An 18,886-nucleotide genomic window follows, 5' to 3' on the forward strand; every position below is an offset into this window, starting at 1 on the left:
GTAACACAGGCAGTACGCAGAACCGGAAAAATCCATGACTGATACGAACAACTCGCAACCCGACAACAGCTACGGCGCCTCGTCGATCCAGATCCTCGAAGGTCTGGAGGCGGTGCGCAAGCGCCCCGGGATGTACATCGGCGACACGTCGGACGGCACCGGTCTGCACCATCTCGTCTTCGAAGTGCTGGACAACTCGATCGACGAAGCCCTCGCCGGCTACTGTAACGACATCCACGTGGTGATCCACGCGGACAACTCCATCTCGATCACCGACAACGGCCGCGGCATTCCCACGGACGTGAAGATGGACGACAAGCACGATCCGAAGCGCAGCGCCGCTGAAATCGTGATGACCGAGCTGCACGCGGGCGGCAAGTTCGACCAGAACAGCTACAAGGTCTCGGGCGGCCTGCACGGCGTGGGCGTCTCGTGCGTGAACGCACTGTCGAGCTTCCTGCGCCTGACCGTGCGCCGCAACGGCAAGAAGCACTTCATGGAATTCCACCGTGGCGTGCCGCAGAACCGCATTCTCGAAGAGCGCGACGGCCACGCCGTCTCGCCGATGCAAGTGCTCGGCGACACCGAAAATCGCGGCACCGAAGTGCACTTCATGGCCGACGAAACGATCTTCGGCAGCGTGGAGTATCACTACGACATCCTCGCCAAGCGGATTCGGGAGCTCTCGTTCCTGAACAACGGCGTGCGCATTCGCCTGACCGACCAGCGCACGGGCAAGGAAGACGATTTCGCGTTCGCGGGCGGTGTGAAGGGCTTTGTCGAGTACATCAACAAGGCCAAGACCGTCCTGCACCCGAACATCTTCTACATCCAGGGCGAGAAGGACGGCGTGGGCGTGGAAGTGGCGATGCAGTGGAACGACAGCTACAACGAAAGCGTGCTGTGCTTCACAAACAACATCCCGCAGCGCGACGGCGGCTCGCACTTGACGGGTCTGCGCGCGGCCATGACGCGCGTGATCAACAAGTACATCGCCGATAACGAAATCGCCAAGAAAGCCAAGGTCGAGACCTCGGGCGACGACATGCGCGAAGGCCTGTCGTGCGTGCTGTCGGTGAAGGTGCCGGAGCCGAAGTTCAGCTCGCAGACGAAGGACAAGCTGGTTTCTTCGGAAGTGCGTGCGCCCGTCGAAGACGTCGTGGCGAAGGCGCTCGAAGAATTCCTGCTGGAAACGCCGAACGACGCGAAGACCATTTGCGGCAAGATCGTCGACGCTGCGCGTGCGCGCGACGCCGCGCGCAAGGCACGCGAAATGACGCGCCGCAAGGGCGTGCTCGACGGCGTGGGCCTGCCGGGCAAGCTCGCGGACTGCCAGGAAAAGGATCCGGCGAAGTCGGAAGTCTATATCGTCGAGGGCGACTCGGCAGGCGGCTCGGCCAAGCAAGGCCGCGACCGTAAGTTCCAGGCCATCCTGCCGCTGCGCGGCAAGGTGCTGAACGTCGAAAAGGCGCGCTACGACAAGCTGCTGTCTTCCGAGCAGATCGTCACGCTGATCACCGCACTGGGCTGCGGCATCGGCAAGGACGACTACAACCTGGAAAAGCTGCGCTATCACCGCATCATCATCATGACCGACGCGGACGTGGACGGCGCGCACATCCGCACGCTGCTGCTCACGTTCTTCTATCGCCAGATGCCGGAGCTGATCGAGCGCGGCTACGTGTATATCGCGCAGCCGCCGCTCTACAAGCTCAAGGCGGGCAAAGACGAGCGCTACCTGAAGGACGACGCCGATCTGAACGCACACATGCTGCGTCTCGCGCTGAACGGCTCGGAACTGGTGCCGACCGAAGGCGCGACACCGATCTCGGGCGACGCGCTCGGCGAACTCGCGCGTTCGTACCAGCTCGCGCGCGGCGTGGTGGACCGTTTGAGCCGCCTGTACGATGTGCGTGCGCTCGAAGCGATCATGGACGGCGTGGCACTCGATCTGTCGAGCGAGGAGTCGACCGAAGCTTCGGCGCGTGCGCTCGAAGCGCAACTGCGCGACGATCCGCTGAAGCCTGAAGTGACCGTGGTGCCGATGTACGACGCGGTGCGCGAACAGCGTTCGCTGCGCGTGGAACGCCGCCATCACGGCAACGTGAAGGTGTCGGTCATCGACGAGGAGTTCCAGCTCACCGCCGACTATCAGCAGCTCGTGAACACGGCCAATACGTTCAAGGGCTTGATCGGCAAGAACGCGATCATCAAGCGTGGCGAGCGCAGCATGGCCGTGAACGACTTCAAGAGCGCGATGAAGTGGCTGATTGCGGACGCCGAGCGCAACGTGTCGAAACAGCGCTACAAGGGCCTCGGCGAGATGAACCCTGGGCAGCTCTGGGAAACGACGATGGATCCGGCTGTGCGCCGTTTGCTGCGCGTGCAGATCGAAGATGCGATCGCCGCCGATGGCATCTTCACGACGCTCATGGGTGACGATGTCGAGCCGCGTCGCGCGTTTATCGAGAGCAATGCGTTGCGCGCGGGGAATATTGACGTTTGATCGCAACGCGCGAGCTTACTCGCCAGCAAAAAAGCGCCCTTCGGGGCGCTTTTTTTTGCCCTGAACGCAGCGCAGCCACGGGCCACACACTATCCACAGCCCCCAGCGGATAACCCTCGGAAAACCCTCGGAAAACCCCTGGAAATCACTGTGCACGAATCGGGGATAACTTGCGTCACCCGGAAAATGTGGAAAAGTTGCCAGCAGCTGCCTGGCGTTGTCCCGTTAACGCCCGCAAGGTTATGAATTTTCCACAGCTTTGTTTACTCAACGGTTTTCCCCCGTTATCCACAGATTACCCAGGGGCTTGTTAACTATTACTACGTTTACGTATACATAAATTAAAGAAACCTAAGAAACCGCTCACCGGAAACAGCGACGCCGCCGGAAAACCTCTCAGGCGGCATCGTGCAAACCGGCGAATCGCGCAAATCAAGCCAGCGGGATATAGAGCTCGGTCTTCAAATCCTCCGGCGCCGCTTCATCCGGCGTATTCAGATACACCTCGAACGAAGGCGCCGAAAAGTCCGGCTTGCGCCCGAGCTTCTGCAATCCCTCGTTGTAGAACCACATCCACGCCTGTTGCAGCCCCTGGTAAGGCCCTACGTGCAGGACCATCGCGTGCTCGCCGCCGCGTAGCTGAAACTTCTCCACGGGTGAAACGATCTCCACGTCGGTCTCGTGCGCAAGACGCAGCGCCGCCTTCGACCTGAGCTTCGATTCTTCGACCGTATTGGGATCGTCGTAATAGATGCCGACCATCTTCGCGCCCGACGTGCGCACGTTGCGCTCGCTGAGCCACTGCGCGAGCGTATAGAACGCGTCGCCGATCTTCATGTACGGGCCCACGTGGCTAACAGCGAGCAGGTCCATTGGCTCGAGGGTAAGGAGCTTCGCTTCGCGGTTCGGCATGATGATCTCTCCAGGTGCGCTGGCCGCGCGAATGCGCGGCTACATGCGGTCCAAGATAGCACCGCGCCTTGAGAGACGTACTTCGTGTGTGTCAGCGTGCCGGGCGCTACGAACTCACCCGCGTCACGGGATGCGCCTCGAGCCACGCGTTTTCCGCATCGTCGTACAGCCGCGAACGCGTGAGAAAGCGCAGTCCCGTGGGCCTTTCCAGCGAAAACATGCCACCGTTGCCCGGCACGGCGTCGATGATGAGCTGGGTATGCTGCCAGTACTCAAATTGCGCCCCCGTCATATAGAACGGCACGCCGCCAATCTCGCCCAACTGGACGTCGGCGTTGCCGACCATGAACTCGCCGGCGGGAAAGCACATCGGCGCGCTGCCGTCGCAGCAGCCGCCCGACTGGTGAAAGAGCAGGGAGCCGTGCTCGCGCGCGAGTTGCTCTATCAGCGCGAGCGCGGCCGGTGTGGCGGTTACGCGGTCGACCATGTCAGATCGCTCCAATGAGGATGCCAAAAAGGGTGGCGTCGCACGCCATGGCGGCCGTCTGGCCGCCGCATCGCGCGACGCCAAAGCACCAGGAGCGGTCAGAAGAACCCGAGCGGCTGCTCGCTATAGCTCACGAGCAGGTTTTTCGTTTGCTGGTAGTGGTCGAGCATCATCTTGTGGTTCTCGCGCCCGATGCCCGACTGCTTGTAGCCGCCGAACGCCGCGTGCGCCGGATAGGCGTGATAGCAGTTGGTCCACACGCGGCCCGCCTGGATCGCGCGGCCGAAACGGTAGGCACGCGTGCCGTCGCGCGTCCAGACGCCCGCACCGAGCCCGTAGAGCGTGTCGTTGGCGATCTCCAGCGCTTCCTCTTCGGTCTTGAAGGTCGTGACCGAAACCACGGGCCCGAAAATCTCTTCCTGGAAGATGCGCATCTTGTTGTGGCCGCGGAAAACCGTGGGCTTCACGTAGTAGCCGTCACCCAGCTCGCCACCCAGCGTGTTGCGCTCGCCGCCAATCAGGCATTGCGCGCCTTCCTGCTTGCCCAGGTCGATGTACGAGAGGATCTTTTCCAGTTGTTCCTGCGAGGCCTGCGCGCCGATCATCGTTTTCGTGTCGAGCGGGTGTCCTTGATGGATCGCCGCCACGCGCTTGAGCGCGCGCTCCATGAAACGGTCGTAGATCTTCTCGTCGATCAGCACGCGCGAGGGGCACGTGCACACTTCGCCCTGGTTGAGCGCGAACATCGCGAAGCCTTCGAGCGCCTTGTCGAAGTAGCTGTCGTCGTGGTCGAGCACGTCGGCGAAGAAGATGTTCGGGCTTTTGCCGCCCAGTTCCAGCGTCACCGGAATGATGTTCTGGCTCGCGTACTGCATGATGAGGCGGCCGGTCGTGGTCTCGCCCGTGAAGGCGATCTTGGCGATGCGCTTGTTCGAGGCGAGCGGCTTGCCCGCTTCGAGGCCGAAGCCGTTCACCACGTTGAGCACGCCGGGCGGCAGCAGGTCCTGGATCACCTCGACGAGCACGAGGAACGAGGCGGGTGTTTGCTCGGCGGGCTTGAGCACCACGCAGTTGCCGGCGGCGAGCGCGGGCGCGAGCTTCCAGGCGGCCATGAGAATCGGGAAGTTCCACGGAATGATCTGGCCGACCACGCCGAGCGGCTCATGGAAGTGATAGGCGACCGTGTCGTGATCGATCTCGGAGATGCCGCCTTCCTGCGCGCGCACGCAGCCGGCGAAGTAGCGGAAGTGATCGGCGGCGAGCGGAATGTCGGCGGCGAGCGTTTCGCGCAGCGGCTTGCCGTTATCGATGGTTTCGGCCACGGCGAGCTTGTGCAGGTTCTGCTCGATCCGGTCGGCAATGCGGTTCAGGATGTTGGCGCGCTCGGTGGGCGAGGTCTTGCCCCATGCGGTCTTGGCCTTGTGCGCGGCGTCGAGCGCGAGTTCGATGTCGGCTTCGCGCGAGCGCGGAATGGACGTGAACGCATGGCCCGTGATGGGCGAGATGTCGTCGAAATACTCGCCGCCCAGCGGCGCCACCCACTCGCCGCCGATGAAGTTGCCATACTGCTTCTTGTACGGGAATTCAGTGGTCAGAAATTGCATGTCCGCGTGATTCATCTCCGTGCTCCTCTGTGTTCTCGATCTCGATATGGATGGGCGCGCCGTGTGGCGTGGCCGCGCTACCGGGGCACGCTAACGCGAGAAACATGCCAGCGCGGCGGCGTGACGGCGGGTGGACCCGTGGCGGCGCGTTGGCGAGCGAGCACCCCGCGTATGCCCGCCATGAGCGCAGTGGGTGGAGCGCGACGACTGCGTCAGGCCGGAGCAAAGGAAGCGGTTCGACTGCTCAAGAAGTGAACAGCTTGTGAGGGCGATTCGCGCTATGAACGGAGATTTGCGGCGCGCAGGCCGCACATGAGGTAGGCTTTGCACCCGTAACAGTCAGGAGAGTCTGCATGTCGAGTACATTTGTTTGCCGCAACCAGTCGTGCGGCACCCCGTGGGAACAGAGCGAAGTGGTCATCAAGAACGAAGGGCAGGGGCCCTTGTTCCGATGCCCGCTTTGCGGCGCCCGCAATTATCTGGAGCAGTTCCAGGACGACGATGGCAACGTCGTCTATGAGCAGGTGGACGGCAAGCCGTTCCTTTGAGCACCGGCGGATAGACGATCAAAGGTTCAACGGATCAGAGGAGCTGGGTCGCGAGCGTGACGCCGAAGAAGAAGCCGCCGACCACGCCGAGCGCGCGGCCCACGAGCAACTGGTTCAGATCCTCCTCCAGCATCAGGGGATCGCGACGCTCGCGCAGCACCGTCTTGAACAACAAGGGGCGGATCAGCAGCGCGCACGCCGAAATCAGCACCGGCACCGCGAGCCGGACCGCCAGGCCCACTTGCTTCTCGGGCGGGATATCCAGCCAGACCAGCAGCAGGACCAGAATCGCCGTAACGAGCGCACCGACGATCGCGCCCGCCACCAGCCGGTCGACGGGATGACCGTGCATCATGATTCACCTCTTCAGGGCAGTAGTTGACCTGACTATGATCAACATCCAGTCGGAAAAACCCTATAGGAAGAGTCTGAAAAGCGCGCCAGGCGATTCGGAGTCAAATCATTCGGATGCCGTAATGTCGGGCGGCGTCCAGCAGGTGCAGTCGTGAAAGAGGCGAGCAGGTAGCGCAAACCCACAACCGGCCGACGCACGGAGTGGGCGAGCACCGCGGCGCGAGCGGCGCTTGCGGTTGCGCGACCATCGGCTCGGTCCCCGATTAGTCCGACTATTGGTTACCTATCCATACGGGTAGGCTGGCGTTCCCCACGCGGCGTTCTACAGTACTTCATACGATAAGAAACACGGCGGGACCAACGGGGTAAGCCATGACATTCGTCGAACAGGAAATCGCGCATATCGCGCGCGTGATGCCGCCTTCGCTGGCCGGCGATTTCGAGGTGCCGGTGATGGGCGTCGCGTACTGGCGCAAACGCCTGCATACGCTCCTCAAGCAAAACCACCTGACTCACGTTCAGCTTTCGACTGTCGACACGCTGCTGCGCCAACTCGACGGCTTTGAGGCGCTCGGCCGCTGGCTGCCGCGCCCGAAGCAGGCTTCGCGTCACACGCGGCGTACGAAATAACGTCGGCGGGCCGCTCAGGAAAGCGGCGAGAAATGCAAAAAGCCCGATCGCAAGGATCGGGCTTTTTGACTGAATTTGCTGGTGGGGCGTGAGTGACTCGAACACTCGACCTACGGATTAAGAGGGCGTACCCGAATCGTCTAAAAATCGGTGGGTTGTCGTTGAAAACTCTAGCAAATACATGAGATTATGCGATTTATCAAGCACGGTAACCATCGAGCAGGCCTGCTCAAAAAACAGGCAAATCACGGGGTTTTGCGGGTTTTTTCAGGATCGGCGGGGAGCCAATGGGGAGCCAAAAGCCGGTATGATTCACCCGAGCCCACGCCCGTCTGGAATGACCCATGACCGCCCAAAACGACGCCAACCCGGCGCCCAGCATCGAAAAAATCCCGTTCAACGACAAGACGTTGCTCCAGATCGCCCGCTTGCCGTTCGAGCAGCGTCCGGTCGGCGTATCGTCCACCGGCCAAGTCATCACCGCCCCGGTGCCGGGCGGGATGACGGACTACTTCGTGCGCGACGCGACCATGAAAGGCTTTTCGTTGCGCATCACCGCGAAGAGCCGGGTGTTTTACGCGGAGCGAAAACTGGCCGGCAAGCCGTGCCGGTTCCCCTGCGGTGACTTTCCGGCCACGGCGCTGAAAGCGGCGCAGAAGAAAGCCGCCGACGCGCTGGCGAAGATGGCTGAAGGCATCGACCCGAACCACATCGTCAAGGACAACCGGAAGGCCACGGCGGCCCGGTATGACCGGGACAAACTCACGTTCGAGTTCGTGGTCAAGCGCGACGCGGAGCGCCAGGCCGCGACCGACGCGCCGGGCACGCTGCGCGATCGGCGGGACGTGGCGCAATGGGTCGGTCGGACGAGCATCTGGCACATGCCCGTGCACGACGTGACCGCGGCCGACCTCAAAGCCATGATGGATCAGTTGACGACTACCATCAGCGGTACCACCGCTCTGAAATGCTGGCGCTACACGCGGGCCGCGTGGTCGCGCATGTCGTCGGTGGAAGAGCCGCCGCTGAACCCGTTCGACGAGTACCTGAAAACGCACAAACTGCCGGCGGGCAAGCGCCGAACGACGGCGCTCGACACCGAGGAGACGCAAAGCCAAGACTGGCTGCGCACGATCGCCAAAATGCGGACGACGCCGACTGGCCGGCGTCCGTGGACCAAGCGCGTCATGGCGGATTACATCCTGCTTTCGCTGGCGTGGGGCGCACGTCGGTCGGAGTCCGCCGCGCTCCGGTGGAGCGACGTGGATTTCGACCGTAAGTTCGTGCAGTTCCGGGACACGAAAAACGGCTCGACGCACGCGTTCCCGCTCACCGACACGTGCGCACAACTGCTGCGCGACTTGAAAGCACACAACGAAACGCCCCGGGGGCGGGATGTTCGGCGCGCGGCAAAGGGCGAAACGATCGAGTTCCCGGAATGGGTGTTCCCATCCGAACGCCGCGGCCTGCACCTCGTCGAGCCGCAAGGCGCGCTCGACATCGGGGAAGACGGTTCGGGCCTAAAAATCCGAATGCACGACCTGCGGCGATCCTTCGCGGGAAGCGTGGCCGAAACGGTCATGATCAACGGGACGCAGAACTTCGGCCTGGTGAAAATCGCGCTCAACCACGCCGACCAGAAGGCGGACATCACGCAGACGTACATCGGCATCAAGAGCAAGTTGAACATGCTCCGCCCGATCTACCTCGCGCACGAGCGCCGGGTGTTTGAGGCCGCCGGGCTGATGGAGTCCAGCAAGCCGGGCAACGCGGACGCCTTGCTCGACGCGTTGAAAGGCCGCGACATCGACCCGGCCGTGCTCGAACAACTGCGCACGCTGCTGGAAGCCGGCGCCTGAAAGCAAGGGAAGGCCGGACCCTGCCTCGCACAACCCCAACCCCGGGGCGCTAGCGCGCCGGGCACGAACCCCCGGCTGCCCTCACCGCGGGGCTTGTCGACCGTCGATGCCCGCCTGGCAAGGCTTTCCGGCCGATCCAACACGTCGCAACACGCTGCAACCCCTCGGCTGTACGAGGCCCGCCTGGCACCGGTATCGTCCGTTTACCGCAAATCCCGCGGTGATCACAAGAGCGTGCCATGCAAGACTTCAACAACAACACCCAGTCGATCGACGAAATCCTCGCCAGCCTCACCAGCGACGAGCGATCCGCCGTCTTTACCACGCACAGCCGGTTGCTGAACGCCATCTTTGACCGTGAGATCGCCACCGTCAAAAGCCTCTTGCGCGCTTCATCGCCGGTTCCGCTGGTTCACGTAGCCTTCAACTCCGGCCCGTACACCGGCCTTTCCGCCCTTCACATCGCTGCCCAACGCGGGCAAGCCCATCTTTGCCGTCTGCTGCTCGAAGCCGACGCACCCCTGAACGCCGTGACGTTCGATCGCGAGCAAGACGCAAAACTTACCCCGCTGGATTTCGCACGCGGCAACGAGCACCGCGAGGTGATCCGCCTGCTCGAACGCGAGTCGGACCGCCAAGGCATCGACGCCGAGTCGATGCAGGCCGCGGTCGAGCGTCGCCCGGACGGCACCGTGATCCTTGCCATCGTGAACCGCTACACCGGCGACGTACTCGATTACGGCCGTGCCCGCCTTGCCAGCGACCGGGCCATGAACGAGCCGGCCATCATGGGCCGCATCTACGACCTGATGTCGGACGATCGCAAGGTCAAGGTCGCGCCGGCCGGCCCCGCCATGCACTGATACAGATGGTTTGTTTGATACATACCACCACCCACCACATCATTTAGGACAACTACACCATGAGCACCACCAAAACCTACCCCGGCCAGCAGGAAGCCCTCGACATCATCGCCGGGCTGGACAACGACACGCGCCGGCGCCTGTACCACGCCGAAAAGGCGTTCGACGATGCCACCGACGAATGGCTGCAGGACTGGGCCACCGACTACGCGGACGCTCGCTTTGACAGGGAGGACGAGGAAGAAGAATGGGACGAAGCCCACGACGAAGGCGTGGACCTCGCGCAAGAGTCGGACGACTGGCAACCGGCCTGCGACCGCTTGATGGGCGAGGTCGCCGAGGCTTTTGGCGTGAGCACGGACCTGCTCGAGCACGCGGTTGTTCTGCTGAACAACCACGAAGGCTGGGCGCTCGTCGAGCAACGCCGCGTCGAACTGGGCCTCGTCGATGAAACCGACCAGGCCCAGTTCGACGCGGTGCGCGAGCGCAACGCCAAACGCTCCGCCGCCCTGAACTGATCCACCTACCCACCGGAGAAAACACATGTCCTACTTCCACATCAACCCGTATTACCTCCGCGACCCGGACGAGCAAGACGCATTGAACGCCGCGCTCACCGTCCTCGCGGGCCTGCCGCTTGGCTACATCGACACCTTGATCGAAGCCCACGACACGTACGCCGCGACGATGGACCAGTGGTGCGACGACTGGCGCGACGAGAACGCCGACCGGCTCGACGCGTTCGACACGCCGGAGCCCGAGGACCAGCCGGAGTACCAAGTGGCGTGCGAAGCCGAGCGGCGCAACGTCGCCGACGAGTTCCACGTCACGGTCGAGCAGTTGAAGCACGCCGACATGTTCGCCAGTTGGGGCGACGACGGATGGGCAGAACTGCGCGAGCGAAACGCGATGTTTTGGTCGATCGCCGAAGCGGCCGGCATGGCGATCAACTGAACCGCAGCACCGCGCCACGGCGCTTTTTCTCCGCGACCCGATGGGAGGCAAGCCCATCGAAGGCCCGAGTTGGTCGGGGCATTTCCTTAACCAGCAGCAAACGCAGTCCAACCAACCGGAGAAGCACGATGAAGAGCAAGACCAGCCAGGCAGCAGCAACGACGTTCAGCACCAGCGACCACTACACGGCGAAAACCGGCCGGATGAGCGAGGGGCGCCAAGGCTGGGCGTACTCGGGCACGTTGTTTCGCAACGGCGCGACGATCGCCACGTTCGCCGATTACGGCGACGGCGGGGAAATGCGCGTGGACTGGATCAACGCCGCCGAAAAGGCCGCGCTCCAGGCGTGGTACGTCGCCGTGGTACCGGACGGTGGCACGTACTACGAAGACGGCTTGGCGATCGAGTCGATCGTCATGCGCTCGGACCGTGAGGCCCGCGTGCGCAAGGCCATGCTCAAAAACGTGGTCTGGTGCGTGCCCGGTGACGTGCGCAACGGCGGCAAAAGCACGTTCTACACGACGAGGCCCGCGGCCGGATGCGACGTGGCATCGACGGCTCAACGGGTGCAGCAGCAACATCCCGAGGCGATGGTGTTGAACCTTCTGCCGTTCGATGCGGGATTCGCGCTTTACGTGACGCTGGCCGCCGACTAAGCGTTCAGCGCTCGAAACTTGACGCCGGGCTCACGAAGCAACAGAAGTATCCGCAACACCACACACACGCGACACGCTGGGAGGCAAGCCCAGCAACAAGCCCGGTTCGTCGGGGCCGTTCGTCCATCCGGACGAGCGTTCCACCATCGACAACCGGAGAAGCACGTGAGCAAGCATTACAGCAGCGACAAGGATTTCAACGCGGCCATCGCCCACCTCGTTCGGGAGCGCGGCTGGACGTACCAGACGCCAGGCAAGAGCAAGCACGCGAAGGTCATAGCACCGAACGGCCGCAAGATGACCGTGCCATTTTCGCCCGGCGACTGGCGAGCAGTTCGCAACTTCCGCCGCAGCGCGGCGCATCTTGCAGCGTTGCCACCGAGTGGGGCCAAGCGCCCGTGATCGTGTGTTAGGCCCGGAGGCGCTTCAACAGCGTGTTAAGCGCCTCCGGGTTTCGAGTCTCGCACTCCCAGATGACCAAGACGGTCCAGCCCGCAGCTTTCAGGGCGTCGTGGTGACGAGCGTCGCGGGCCACGTTGCCGTCGAGTTTCTGGGTCCAGTAGTCGGAACTCGATTTCGGGCGGGCGGCTGCCGGACAGTTCGGGTGCTGGTGCCAGAAACAGCCGTGCACAAACAGAGCGACACGGCGGCCTGGGAACACCAGATCGGGCTTTCCCGGCAAGCCGGTGTCGTGAAGGCGATACCGCAGGCCAGCGGCGTGCAGGAACCGGCGGACGATCATCTCGGGACCGGTGTCCTTCGATTTCACGGCCCGCATGGTGCGGGACCGCAGGGCTTCAGGTGTTTCGTCAGGCGCGGCGGATCGCCGTGGCTTCCGATTCGCGCTGGACTTCGCCATTGCGTGTTACCCGCGTTTTGCGGACGGTGTCCGTACCGTGGTAGCCGACCTCGAAATCGACGTAGTTCACTTCCTCGTCACGCCCTTTAAAGCATTCATGGAACGCTTTGAGAAGTTGCACGTCATCGAGCCGTTGTGCTTTGGGATGCGGGTTGTTTCGCGGAGTCGGGATGGTTGCCGGTAGCACGTAAATGCAGGGCGGCGGCACCGCGAACGGCCCCGCTTCGGTCAGTCGCTCTGCATCGTCTTTGACTTTCGGGCAAGGTCGGCCGACGGTGCCACACACCATGTCCCACAGCACCACGCCATCGACGCGTTGTCCGCGAGAAATGATTTCAGCGCTCAACCGCGTGTGAATGCCGGACCAGGCGTTGTGACGCGGGTCCGCGCCGGGGTTCGTGCAAACACTCCAAATCACGAACTCTTCGGCGTGGGGTGGCCGCTCAAAAATGTTCGTGTTGTTTCCGTCGAGGCAACCCTTCAACTCGATCGCTGATGTTCGTCCGGAGTTGAGCCGCACGATGTAATCGTGGCGGTTCGCCTCACCCGCCGACTCCCAGTCCACGATGTGGCCGTTGTCCTGCATGTGGTTGAGGATATGTTGGACGAACTCGCGTTTCTCGCGCATCGACGCAGAAAACTGCCCACGGACGCGCTCGATGGCTCCCCGGAACACACCGCTGTTGTAGAACTCGACTTCGGTGAGCCCATGGGTGCCGATTTTGTGCGCTTCGGTCTTCAGGTTCTCCGCGTACTCTTCGATCAACTTGCGCAGTGCGCCATTTTGCTCGCACGGGACAATGCTCATGCCGCCGCCCTCGCACCCGTCGGATGTACGGCCAGGATGGGCTCAAAGATGTTCGCGGCAATGTGGCGAACAACGGGGACCGCCACGCCGTCGCCGGTCAGGTGGTACGCCTCGTTGTAGTTCTCGGGCAACTCGTACTCATCCGGCAAGCCCATCAAGCGCGCCGTTTCGCGGCTGGAGATGAGCCGCGTGCGTACCTTGCTGCCGTCGATCACCATGATCAACTGCCGGCTCGATCCGCCGGACGGCGTGCGCAGGCAGCCCGCCACGTCGTCAAAACGAACCTCGGCGCGTTGGACCTTGTTGCCTTCCTCGTCGCGGCGCGTGCGCCGGTAGATCGCGCCGACCATGCGCCGTCCGGTGGACTTCGACGCCTTCTTTGCTTTCTCGACCTTGGCGAGATTCACGTCGCTCATCATCGCCAGCAGCCGTTGCGTTTCCGCCGTCGTGTGCCACTTGACCCCGGTAGGGCTTTCCTCGATCAGGTCGGCGAACACCTCTTCACGACGATCCGGCGTGGGCAGGTGCCACCAGACCCAGTTTTGCCGTGCCTTGGCCGTCAGTTTGTCCAGCGCCGTCAACAAAGCCTTCGGATGAATCAGCGGCGACGCCTCCTGCCGCACGATCGCATCGGGAATGGGCAAATCTTTGCGGATGCCGATGACGAACAGGCGAGGGCGCGACTGCGGGACGAACAGCGCAGCGTCGATCACCATCGCACCGAACCGATAGCCTGCGCGGTCAAGCGCCGTACAGATCGCCGCGAAGTCCTTGCCTTCATGCGAATGCAGGGTACCGACAACGTTTTCCAACGCGATGATGTCAGGCGCGCGGTTGTCCGCGATCAAGCCCTTTACGACATCGAAAAACGGCCAGAACGTGCCCGAGCGATCGCCTTTGAGGCCGGCCCCGGCCCCGGCCAGCGACAGGTCTTGGCACGGAAACGAACCCCAGATGAGATTGGCGCGGTCGGGAAGGTTTTCCGGCTTGACCTGGCGCACATCGCCGGTCAGCAGTTCGCCGTCGCCCCAGTTCTGGCGATACGTGATGCCCTTCTTGTGATCGAAGTCGTTGGCGAAGAGGCATTGCCACTCCTCGCCAAGGCCGGCGCGGGCCATCCCCCCACCGGCGAAGAACTCGTAGAAGCGACCCATTAGTTTCCCCTCGCGGCATCTGCTTGTTTGTTTGCACCGCCGCCCGCACGCGACAACTTTTCCTGGACGGCTTCGAGTATCCAAGTGTTGCGCGACACGTTGCCGACGCGCCGAGAACACTCGGCGTCGATCTCGGCAAGCATGTCGTCGGGCAGGCGCACGGTGATGCGCTCCGTCGCGGCGCGCGAGTCTTTAGCGGTTTTCATCATAGGCGCCATCATGGCGCCATTCTGGCGCAGTGCAAAAGGAAATATTGTAAAAGTCAGGGAAATCGTGGTATGCGCGTCGCGTCTTCGCAAAGTCAGGTGCCACCGGCAACGGGCGCAAGCGGCTCGCCCGGCGCGGAACGCGCCCAAGTTTGGGGTTCGCGGAGCGGGCCGGTCGCACGTGCCCGATGCGGAGAAAAACGCACGGCGGAGACCTCGAAAAACGCTCAAAACGGCTCGATCTGGCCGAACCCGGCCCAAGGTATGGACAACGCCCCGGAAACCTATGCTGGGCAAGGCTTCCAGCCTGTCCATACCTGAAGAAACGGCCCAAGGCAGTACGGAAGCGAGCGGGCGGAAAGCCTTGCCCAGCAAGGCTTTCCGGGAAACGGCGAATGCTGTCCATACCTGAAGAGGTGATTTTCAGGGGTGGACACCGCAAAGCCTTACTGGGTAAGGGTTTGCGGGCTGTCCATACCTAGAGCGCCCAAAAGGCAAAAACTTCTGTACGAACAACATGCGCAGCACCGTACCAGCACCGGACAACATGCACCGTACGACTTTCATACCCGATTCATCCTTCAGGTATGGACAAAATCCGGCAAACCCGTACCCAGCAAGGCTTTCAGCCTGTCCATACCTTGTCCATACCTTGAGCCAGAGTTTTGCGGAAATCCCTTCAAAGCCTTGCCCAGCAAGGCTTTCGGCCTGTCCATACCTTTGTCCACACCTACGGTCTGGCCGATCGCAGGTCTGGACACGTGCCTCGACGCTCCGCGAACCCCAAACTTGGGCGCGTTCCGCGCCTGGCGATCCGCTTGCGCCCGTTGCTGGCGACATGGTTTGGCCGCTGCGGCGCCTTCTGCGTCGGGCACGCCGACGTGTTTAGCAGGCATTTGACAAGCCGGCGGTACCTGCTTTAATGGGGTACGCAGTCGGCGCAGTTCATCGCGCCCAACGTTCGACCTAGTGGCTTGCTGCGGCAAGCCTTGACCGACGCCTCGGCCTCAAAAGCCGGGGCGTTTTTCGTTTACCCGCCGGAGGACCACCCCATGAGCACGCCGCAAACCAAGGCCCCCAAAGTTCCCAAGGACATCATGCTGGGGCTCCGCATGAACAGCGCGCTGCGCGACAACTTCAATGCGGCCGTCGCCGCGAACGGCCTGGACGCCCCCGATGTTTTGCGGTCGTTCATGCGCTCCTACGTGGCAAACCCGAAGCGTTTTCGCATCGGGATGTTCGAGGACGTGGGCGAGGAAAGCATCGCCGCCTGAAAAAGGAAAACCGCGCCGGCAAGCGCGGTTTGAAGAGAAGAACGCCGCACCCGCTAAAGCACCACGTTCAGTCCCAGCGTAACGAGACTGAACGGCCCCGTCAATATAGGAGTCGATCATGTCGTCCGTTCCGAAAAACCGTCCTCGCCCCGCGCTTCCTGAAAGCATGGTCGCACGTATCCGCGACACCAGCGTGCTTCCGTTCGCGGCCGCGAAGGCCGCGGCGATCGAAGCGGCCAACCCGGACTCGGCCATCGATGGCATCAGCAAAGGCAAAGGTCGCTCCAAAGGCAAGGGCCGCAAGGTCGCAGCGCGCGAGGGCGACGACGCCACGCCGGAGATGCGATTCACCGACGACCAGATGCCAGACCGCTGGTTGCGCGTCGGCGGGACGGATGACGAGGTGTTCTACCGCTACAACAAGGTGTACTGGGCCGTGGTGCCCGACGCAGTGATGGTCGAGCGGGCCAAGGATTGGTTGCGCCACAACGACCCGAAGCATTACAGCAACGAGAAGGCCGAGAAGATGGTGAACGCGCTGCGCGCCACGATGGCGTTGCCGCAAAACGGCCATTCGCTCACGGCGGCCACCGGTGACTTCGTGAACTACCTGGACAAAGACCCGGACGCCGATGAGGCGCCGGCCGCCGAGAAGAAGGCCGATCCGGTCATGATCCAGACCGACAACAGCGTGCTGCTGATGGACAACGCGGGCAACATCGCGGTGCACAAGCCCAGCCCCGAGTTCAAGACCCGGTCGGCGGTGCAGATCAAGATGCCGAAGGCGCTGGTGCAATCGGGCGGTACGTTCGAGCCGCCGCCGTTGCCGGACGATTGCCTCTGGCAAAGTTTCCTCGACAAGGCGATTCCCGACCGCGAGGCGCAGGCGTATTTCCAAGACGGGATGGGCGCAACGCTTGTCACCAACCGCAACTTCCAGCGCATCTACTACCTGTACGGCGACGGTGGCAACGGGAAGTCCACGGCCCAAGCGGTGCTGGCGTCGTTCCACCACAAGGCCGTGCCGTTCCGGTTCGCCGACTTCAAGCACAACTTCAAGCCGGCGGCGCTGATCGGGGCCACGCTCGTGACCATCAATGAAGCCACGGAATGCGATCCCGACCTGTTGAAAGAGTGGGCGTCGCGCGATCCGCAACTCGTGGACCTGAAGTACGGGAAACCCAAACGCTTCGTGCCGTCCTGCTCCATCGTCGTGAGCCTGAACCGGCCGTTGCAAGGTACCGACCACACCGACGGCTTCGAGCGCCGGGGCTACCCGATCCCGTTTACTGGCCGGTTCGACAATAAGGACGTTGTGCTCGACTTCGAGAGCCTGATCTTGAACAACCCGGCCGAACGGTTCCACGTCTTTTCCTGGTTGCTCGCCGGTGCCCAGCGCGTCGTGCGCCGCGGTCGCCTGCTCACGCCGGCCGAAGCGCCCGAGACCGTCAAGGCCCTGATGCACAACATCAAGAAGACCAACGACCCGGTATACGAATGGTTCTGCGAGGCCGAGATGGTGCCGGCGGCGAAGGGCATTTTGACGAACAAGAACGCCGTCTACCAAGAGTACGTGCGCGCTAGTTCCGCGGCAGGCAACAAGCACCCGGCCAAGGAGCAAGCGTTCTGGACACGAGTCCGCAAGTTGTTCGAAGCCAAGCACGGCGTGCCGATCGGTCCCGACGAGCGTTTGCGCGTGAACGGCCTGCGCACGTTGTGCGCGCCCATCGTGGTCGATGGCATCAACCCGGAACGCGGTTCCCCGATCGCACCGCCGCCGCGTCAACCGTCCGCGCCGGTGCAGTTCGTGCAGCCCACGGCCGAGCAGCAACGAGAGTACGACACGTTCAGCGACGTGCTTGCCGACGTGATAGCCAAGGCCAAGGGGTAACGATGGGCAACGCTCTGCAGTGCTCACCGAACCTCAAAAAAAAATGTTTAACAGGTGCTTGACATGCCTGGGAGTACCTGGTTTATTGAACGTACACCAGCGCACCGCACCGCGCTCAACGTTCACCACAGGGCCGCGCACCGCGGCCATGCCCGAAGCCCCGGACTAAACCTCCGGGGCTTTTCTTTTTGGAGACTGCCATGACCACCTTCAACAACACCTCGCGCGCAACGAACGATGAACGCATCGAGTTCCGCTTCATCGGCCACAACACCGTTGTGTATGGCCGCGGCCCCACGCTCATCGAAGCCATCCGCAACGCAGAAGGTCGCATCGGCGAAACGATGTTCACGCAAGACGATATCGACGCCAACGGCTACGTCGTCGAGGTCGAGCAGCGCCGCGACGCCGACAACGGCGAATGGATCGACGTGCGGTAAGCCTGCCGCCTACGCTCCACCAGCGCCCACCGGAAGGTGGGTTTGGCGGTACCAGCGCCACCCCGGCGTTGACCACCGAGCGGAGTTCATCATGGCAAAGAGCATCACCACCCAACCCGACCTGATGTCGATTTACGAAAAGGCTTCGGCCGTCGCGACGGCTCCCGGCTTTTCGTGTGCGCTGGGCGGCTGGTCCGCAAAGGCCGTTCAGGTCGACGTGACCGGTCACGCGCAGATTTACGTTGAAGACGCGCCGCACGACCCCGCCAATCTGATGTTCCTGATGGTCACGAACAACCCGGCGAGCAAGAAGTTCACAGTGTCGGAAATCACCGAAGCGCAGTTCGACCAGTTCGCAGCGATCGAGTACGACCCGCGGGCGTTCCGCGGCGAAGGAGTCGCCATCCGCCGCGCGCTCAACCTCGCCGAGGTCATCGCGCCGAACGTCCTGCGGCATCAGAACGGTAAAAAAGAGAAGGCCGGCGGCTACCGCTTCGCGTAAGCGACCCGTCTCAACGCTCCACCCGTGCCCGCCGGTAAGGCGGGTTTCGGGGTACCTGCCAGGCCATCCCGGCCTGCCCGATCGGAGAACACTATGACCACCGCACGCAACGCCCTCACCACCACCGTTTTCCACGCCTTCCCCGTTTTCGACCTGTTCCTGCGCATCGCAACCACCGTCGGTGCGCTCGCGCTGGGCTTCGTCATGCTCGTCACCGCCGTCACGCTCGGCGATCGCACCGGTAGCCCTTGCCTCGCCATGGCCCTGATGGCGACCACGCTCGTGTGCGTGTTCGGCATGGTCCCGCTGGCTTACGTCGCCGCCGATTGGGCGTTGAAGCGCATCGACAACGCTCTGCTGCGCTTCGCCGCCTGAACCC

22 protein-coding genes are annotated in these 18,886 nt (G+C 62.8%); 14 read left to right on the top strand and 8 right to left on the bottom strand.

Going from position 1 to position 18,886, the window contains the following annotated elements; genetic code table 11:
- Nucleotides 1-34: 34 nt before the first annotated feature.
- Nucleotides 35-2,506, top strand: a complete 2,472-nt coding sequence (gene gyrB / locus C7401_RS03865; protein ID WP_112170021.1) for a DNA topoisomerase (ATP-hydrolyzing) subunit B — start codon at nt 35-37, stop codon at nt 2,504-2,506.
- A gap of 432 nt (nt 2,507-2,938) precedes the next feature.
- On the opposite strand, the gene C7401_RS03870 is transcribed toward gyrB, so the two are convergent.
- From C7401_RS03870 to adh, 3 genes are all read right to left on the bottom strand, one after another.
- Nucleotides 2,939-3,418, bottom strand: a complete 480-nt coding sequence (locus C7401_RS03870) for an AraC family transcriptional regulator (protein WP_112170022.1) — start codon at nt 3,416-3,418, stop codon at nt 2,939-2,941.
- A gap of 106 nt (nt 3,419-3,524) precedes the next feature.
- On the bottom strand, nt 3,525-3,905 hold the full coding sequence (locus tag C7401_RS03875; protein WP_112170023.1) for a DUF779 domain-containing protein: 381 nt from the start codon (nt 3,903-3,905) through the stop codon (nt 3,525-3,527).
- 98 nt (nt 3,906-4,003) lie between these two features.
- On the bottom strand, nt 4,004-5,524 hold the full coding sequence (adh, locus tag C7401_RS03880; RefSeq protein ID WP_112170024.1) for an aldehyde dehydrogenase: 1,521 nt from the start codon (nt 5,522-5,524) through the stop codon (nt 4,004-4,006).
- 338 nt (nt 5,525-5,862) lie between these two features.
- On the opposite strand from adh, the gene C7401_RS03885 reads away from it, so the two are divergent.
- Entirely contained in the window at nt 5,863-6,057 is a 195-nt protein-coding gene (locus C7401_RS03885) for a hypothetical protein (RefSeq protein ID WP_112170025.1), read from the top strand.
- 34 nt (nt 6,058-6,091) lie between these two features.
- Here the strand turns inward: C7401_RS03885 and C7401_RS03890 are convergent, their stop codons facing one another.
- Entirely contained in the window at nt 6,092-6,412 is a 321-nt protein-coding gene (locus C7401_RS03890) for a hypothetical protein (RefSeq protein ID WP_224044986.1), read from the bottom strand.
- A gap of 371 nt (nt 6,413-6,783) precedes the next feature.
- Between C7401_RS03890 and C7401_RS03895 the strand changes: the two genes are divergently transcribed.
- The 7 genes from C7401_RS03895 to C7401_RS03925 all read left to right on the top strand — a co-directional run bounded on the left by C7401_RS03895 (nt 6,784) and on the right by C7401_RS03925 (nt 11,775).
- Nucleotides 6,784-7,041 carry a hypothetical protein gene (locus C7401_RS03895; RefSeq protein ID WP_112170026.1) on the top strand — a complete coding sequence of 86 codons (258 nt, stop codon included), beginning with the start codon at nt 6,784-6,786 and terminating at the stop codon, nt 7,039-7,041.
- A gap of 344 nt (nt 7,042-7,385) precedes the next feature.
- Entirely contained in the window at nt 7,386-8,900 is a 1,515-nt protein-coding gene (locus C7401_RS03900; protein ID WP_112170027.1) for a tyrosine-type recombinase/integrase, read from the top strand.
- A 239-nt stretch (nt 8,901-9,139) separates the two neighbouring features.
- Entirely contained in the window at nt 9,140-9,763 is a 624-nt protein-coding gene (locus C7401_RS03905; protein ID WP_112170028.1) for an ankyrin repeat domain-containing protein, read from the top strand.
- 59 nt (nt 9,764-9,822) lie between these two features.
- Nucleotides 9,823-10,281 (top strand): hypothetical protein, encoded by a 459-nt coding sequence (locus C7401_RS03910; RefSeq protein WP_112170029.1) that lies wholly within the window; start codon nt 9,823-9,825, stop codon nt 10,279-10,281.
- Nucleotides 10,282-10,306: 25 nt separating this feature from the next.
- Nucleotides 10,307-10,717, top strand: coding sequence for a hypothetical protein (locus tag C7401_RS03915; protein WP_112170030.1), 411 nt, complete (start codon nt 10,307-10,309; stop codon nt 10,715-10,717).
- A 128-nt stretch (nt 10,718-10,845) separates the two neighbouring features.
- Nucleotides 10,846-11,373, top strand: a complete 528-nt coding sequence (locus C7401_RS03920; RefSeq protein WP_112170031.1) for a hypothetical protein — start codon at nt 10,846-10,848, stop codon at nt 11,371-11,373.
- Between the two features lie 165 nt (nt 11,374-11,538).
- Nucleotides 11,539-11,775: a hypothetical protein gene (locus C7401_RS03925; RefSeq protein ID WP_112170032.1), complete on the top strand. Its 237-nt coding sequence runs from the start codon at nt 11,539-11,541 to the stop codon at nt 11,773-11,775.
- Between the two features lie 7 nt (nt 11,776-11,782).
- On the opposite strand, the gene C7401_RS03930 is transcribed toward C7401_RS03925, so the two are convergent.
- The 4 genes from C7401_RS03930 to C7401_RS03945 are packed head-to-tail and all read right to left on the bottom strand — an operon-like array spanning nt 11,783 to nt 14,403.
- A complete protein-coding gene (locus C7401_RS03930) occupies nt 11,783-12,232 on the bottom strand; it encodes a very short patch repair endonuclease (RefSeq protein WP_112170033.1) in 450 nt (149 codons plus the stop codon).
- On the bottom strand, nt 12,183-13,040 hold the full coding sequence (locus C7401_RS03935) for a hypothetical protein (protein ID WP_112170034.1): 858 nt from the start codon (nt 13,038-13,040) through the stop codon (nt 12,183-12,185). The genes C7401_RS03930 and C7401_RS03935 overlap by 50 nt, the downstream gene beginning before the upstream one ends.
- Complete coding sequence (locus tag C7401_RS03940) at nt 13,037-14,194, bottom strand: DNA cytosine methyltransferase (protein WP_112170035.1); 1,158 nt, start codon at nt 14,192-14,194, stop codon at nt 13,037-13,039. The genes C7401_RS03935 and C7401_RS03940 overlap by 4 nt, the downstream gene beginning before the upstream one ends.
- Nucleotides 14,194-14,403 (bottom strand): ribbon-helix-helix domain-containing protein, encoded by a 210-nt coding sequence (locus C7401_RS03945; RefSeq protein WP_258396846.1) that lies wholly within the window; start codon nt 14,401-14,403, stop codon nt 14,194-14,196. Before C7401_RS03945 ends, C7401_RS03940 begins: the two co-directional genes overlap by 1 nt.
- A gap of 1,049 nt (nt 14,404-15,452) precedes the next feature.
- Here C7401_RS03945 and C7401_RS03950 point away from each other — a divergent pair.
- The 5 genes from C7401_RS03950 to C7401_RS03970 all read left to right on the top strand — a co-directional run bounded on the left by C7401_RS03950 (nt 15,453) and on the right by C7401_RS03970 (nt 18,882).
- A complete protein-coding gene (locus C7401_RS03950) occupies nt 15,453-15,674 on the top strand; it encodes a hypothetical protein (protein ID WP_112170036.1) in 222 nt (73 codons plus the stop codon).
- A gap of 118 nt (nt 15,675-15,792) precedes the next feature.
- The gene (locus C7401_RS03955; protein WP_146757875.1) at nt 15,793-17,565 is read left to right on the top strand and encodes a DUF5906 domain-containing protein; all 1,773 of its coding nucleotides are present in this window, start codon (nt 15,793-15,795) and stop codon (nt 17,563-17,565) included.
- 200 nt (nt 17,566-17,765) lie between these two features.
- On the top strand, nt 17,766-18,005 hold the full coding sequence (locus tag C7401_RS03960) for a hypothetical protein (RefSeq protein ID WP_112170038.1): 240 nt from the start codon (nt 17,766-17,768) through the stop codon (nt 18,003-18,005).
- A 91-nt stretch (nt 18,006-18,096) separates the two neighbouring features.
- Nucleotides 18,097-18,507: a hypothetical protein gene (locus tag C7401_RS03965; protein WP_112170039.1), complete on the top strand. Its 411-nt coding sequence runs from the start codon at nt 18,097-18,099 to the stop codon at nt 18,505-18,507.
- Nucleotides 18,508-18,600: 93 nt separating this feature from the next.
- The gene (locus C7401_RS03970; protein ID WP_112170040.1) at nt 18,601-18,882 is read left to right on the top strand and encodes a hypothetical protein; all 282 of its coding nucleotides are present in this window, start codon (nt 18,601-18,603) and stop codon (nt 18,880-18,882) included.
- Nucleotides 18,883-18,886 lie beyond the last annotated feature (4 nt).

It is taken from the genome of Paraburkholderia unamae, assembly GCF_003268775.1.
In the GTDB taxonomy this organism is placed as follows: Bacteria; Pseudomonadota; Gammaproteobacteria; order Burkholderiales; family Burkholderiaceae; genus Paraburkholderia; species Paraburkholderia unamae.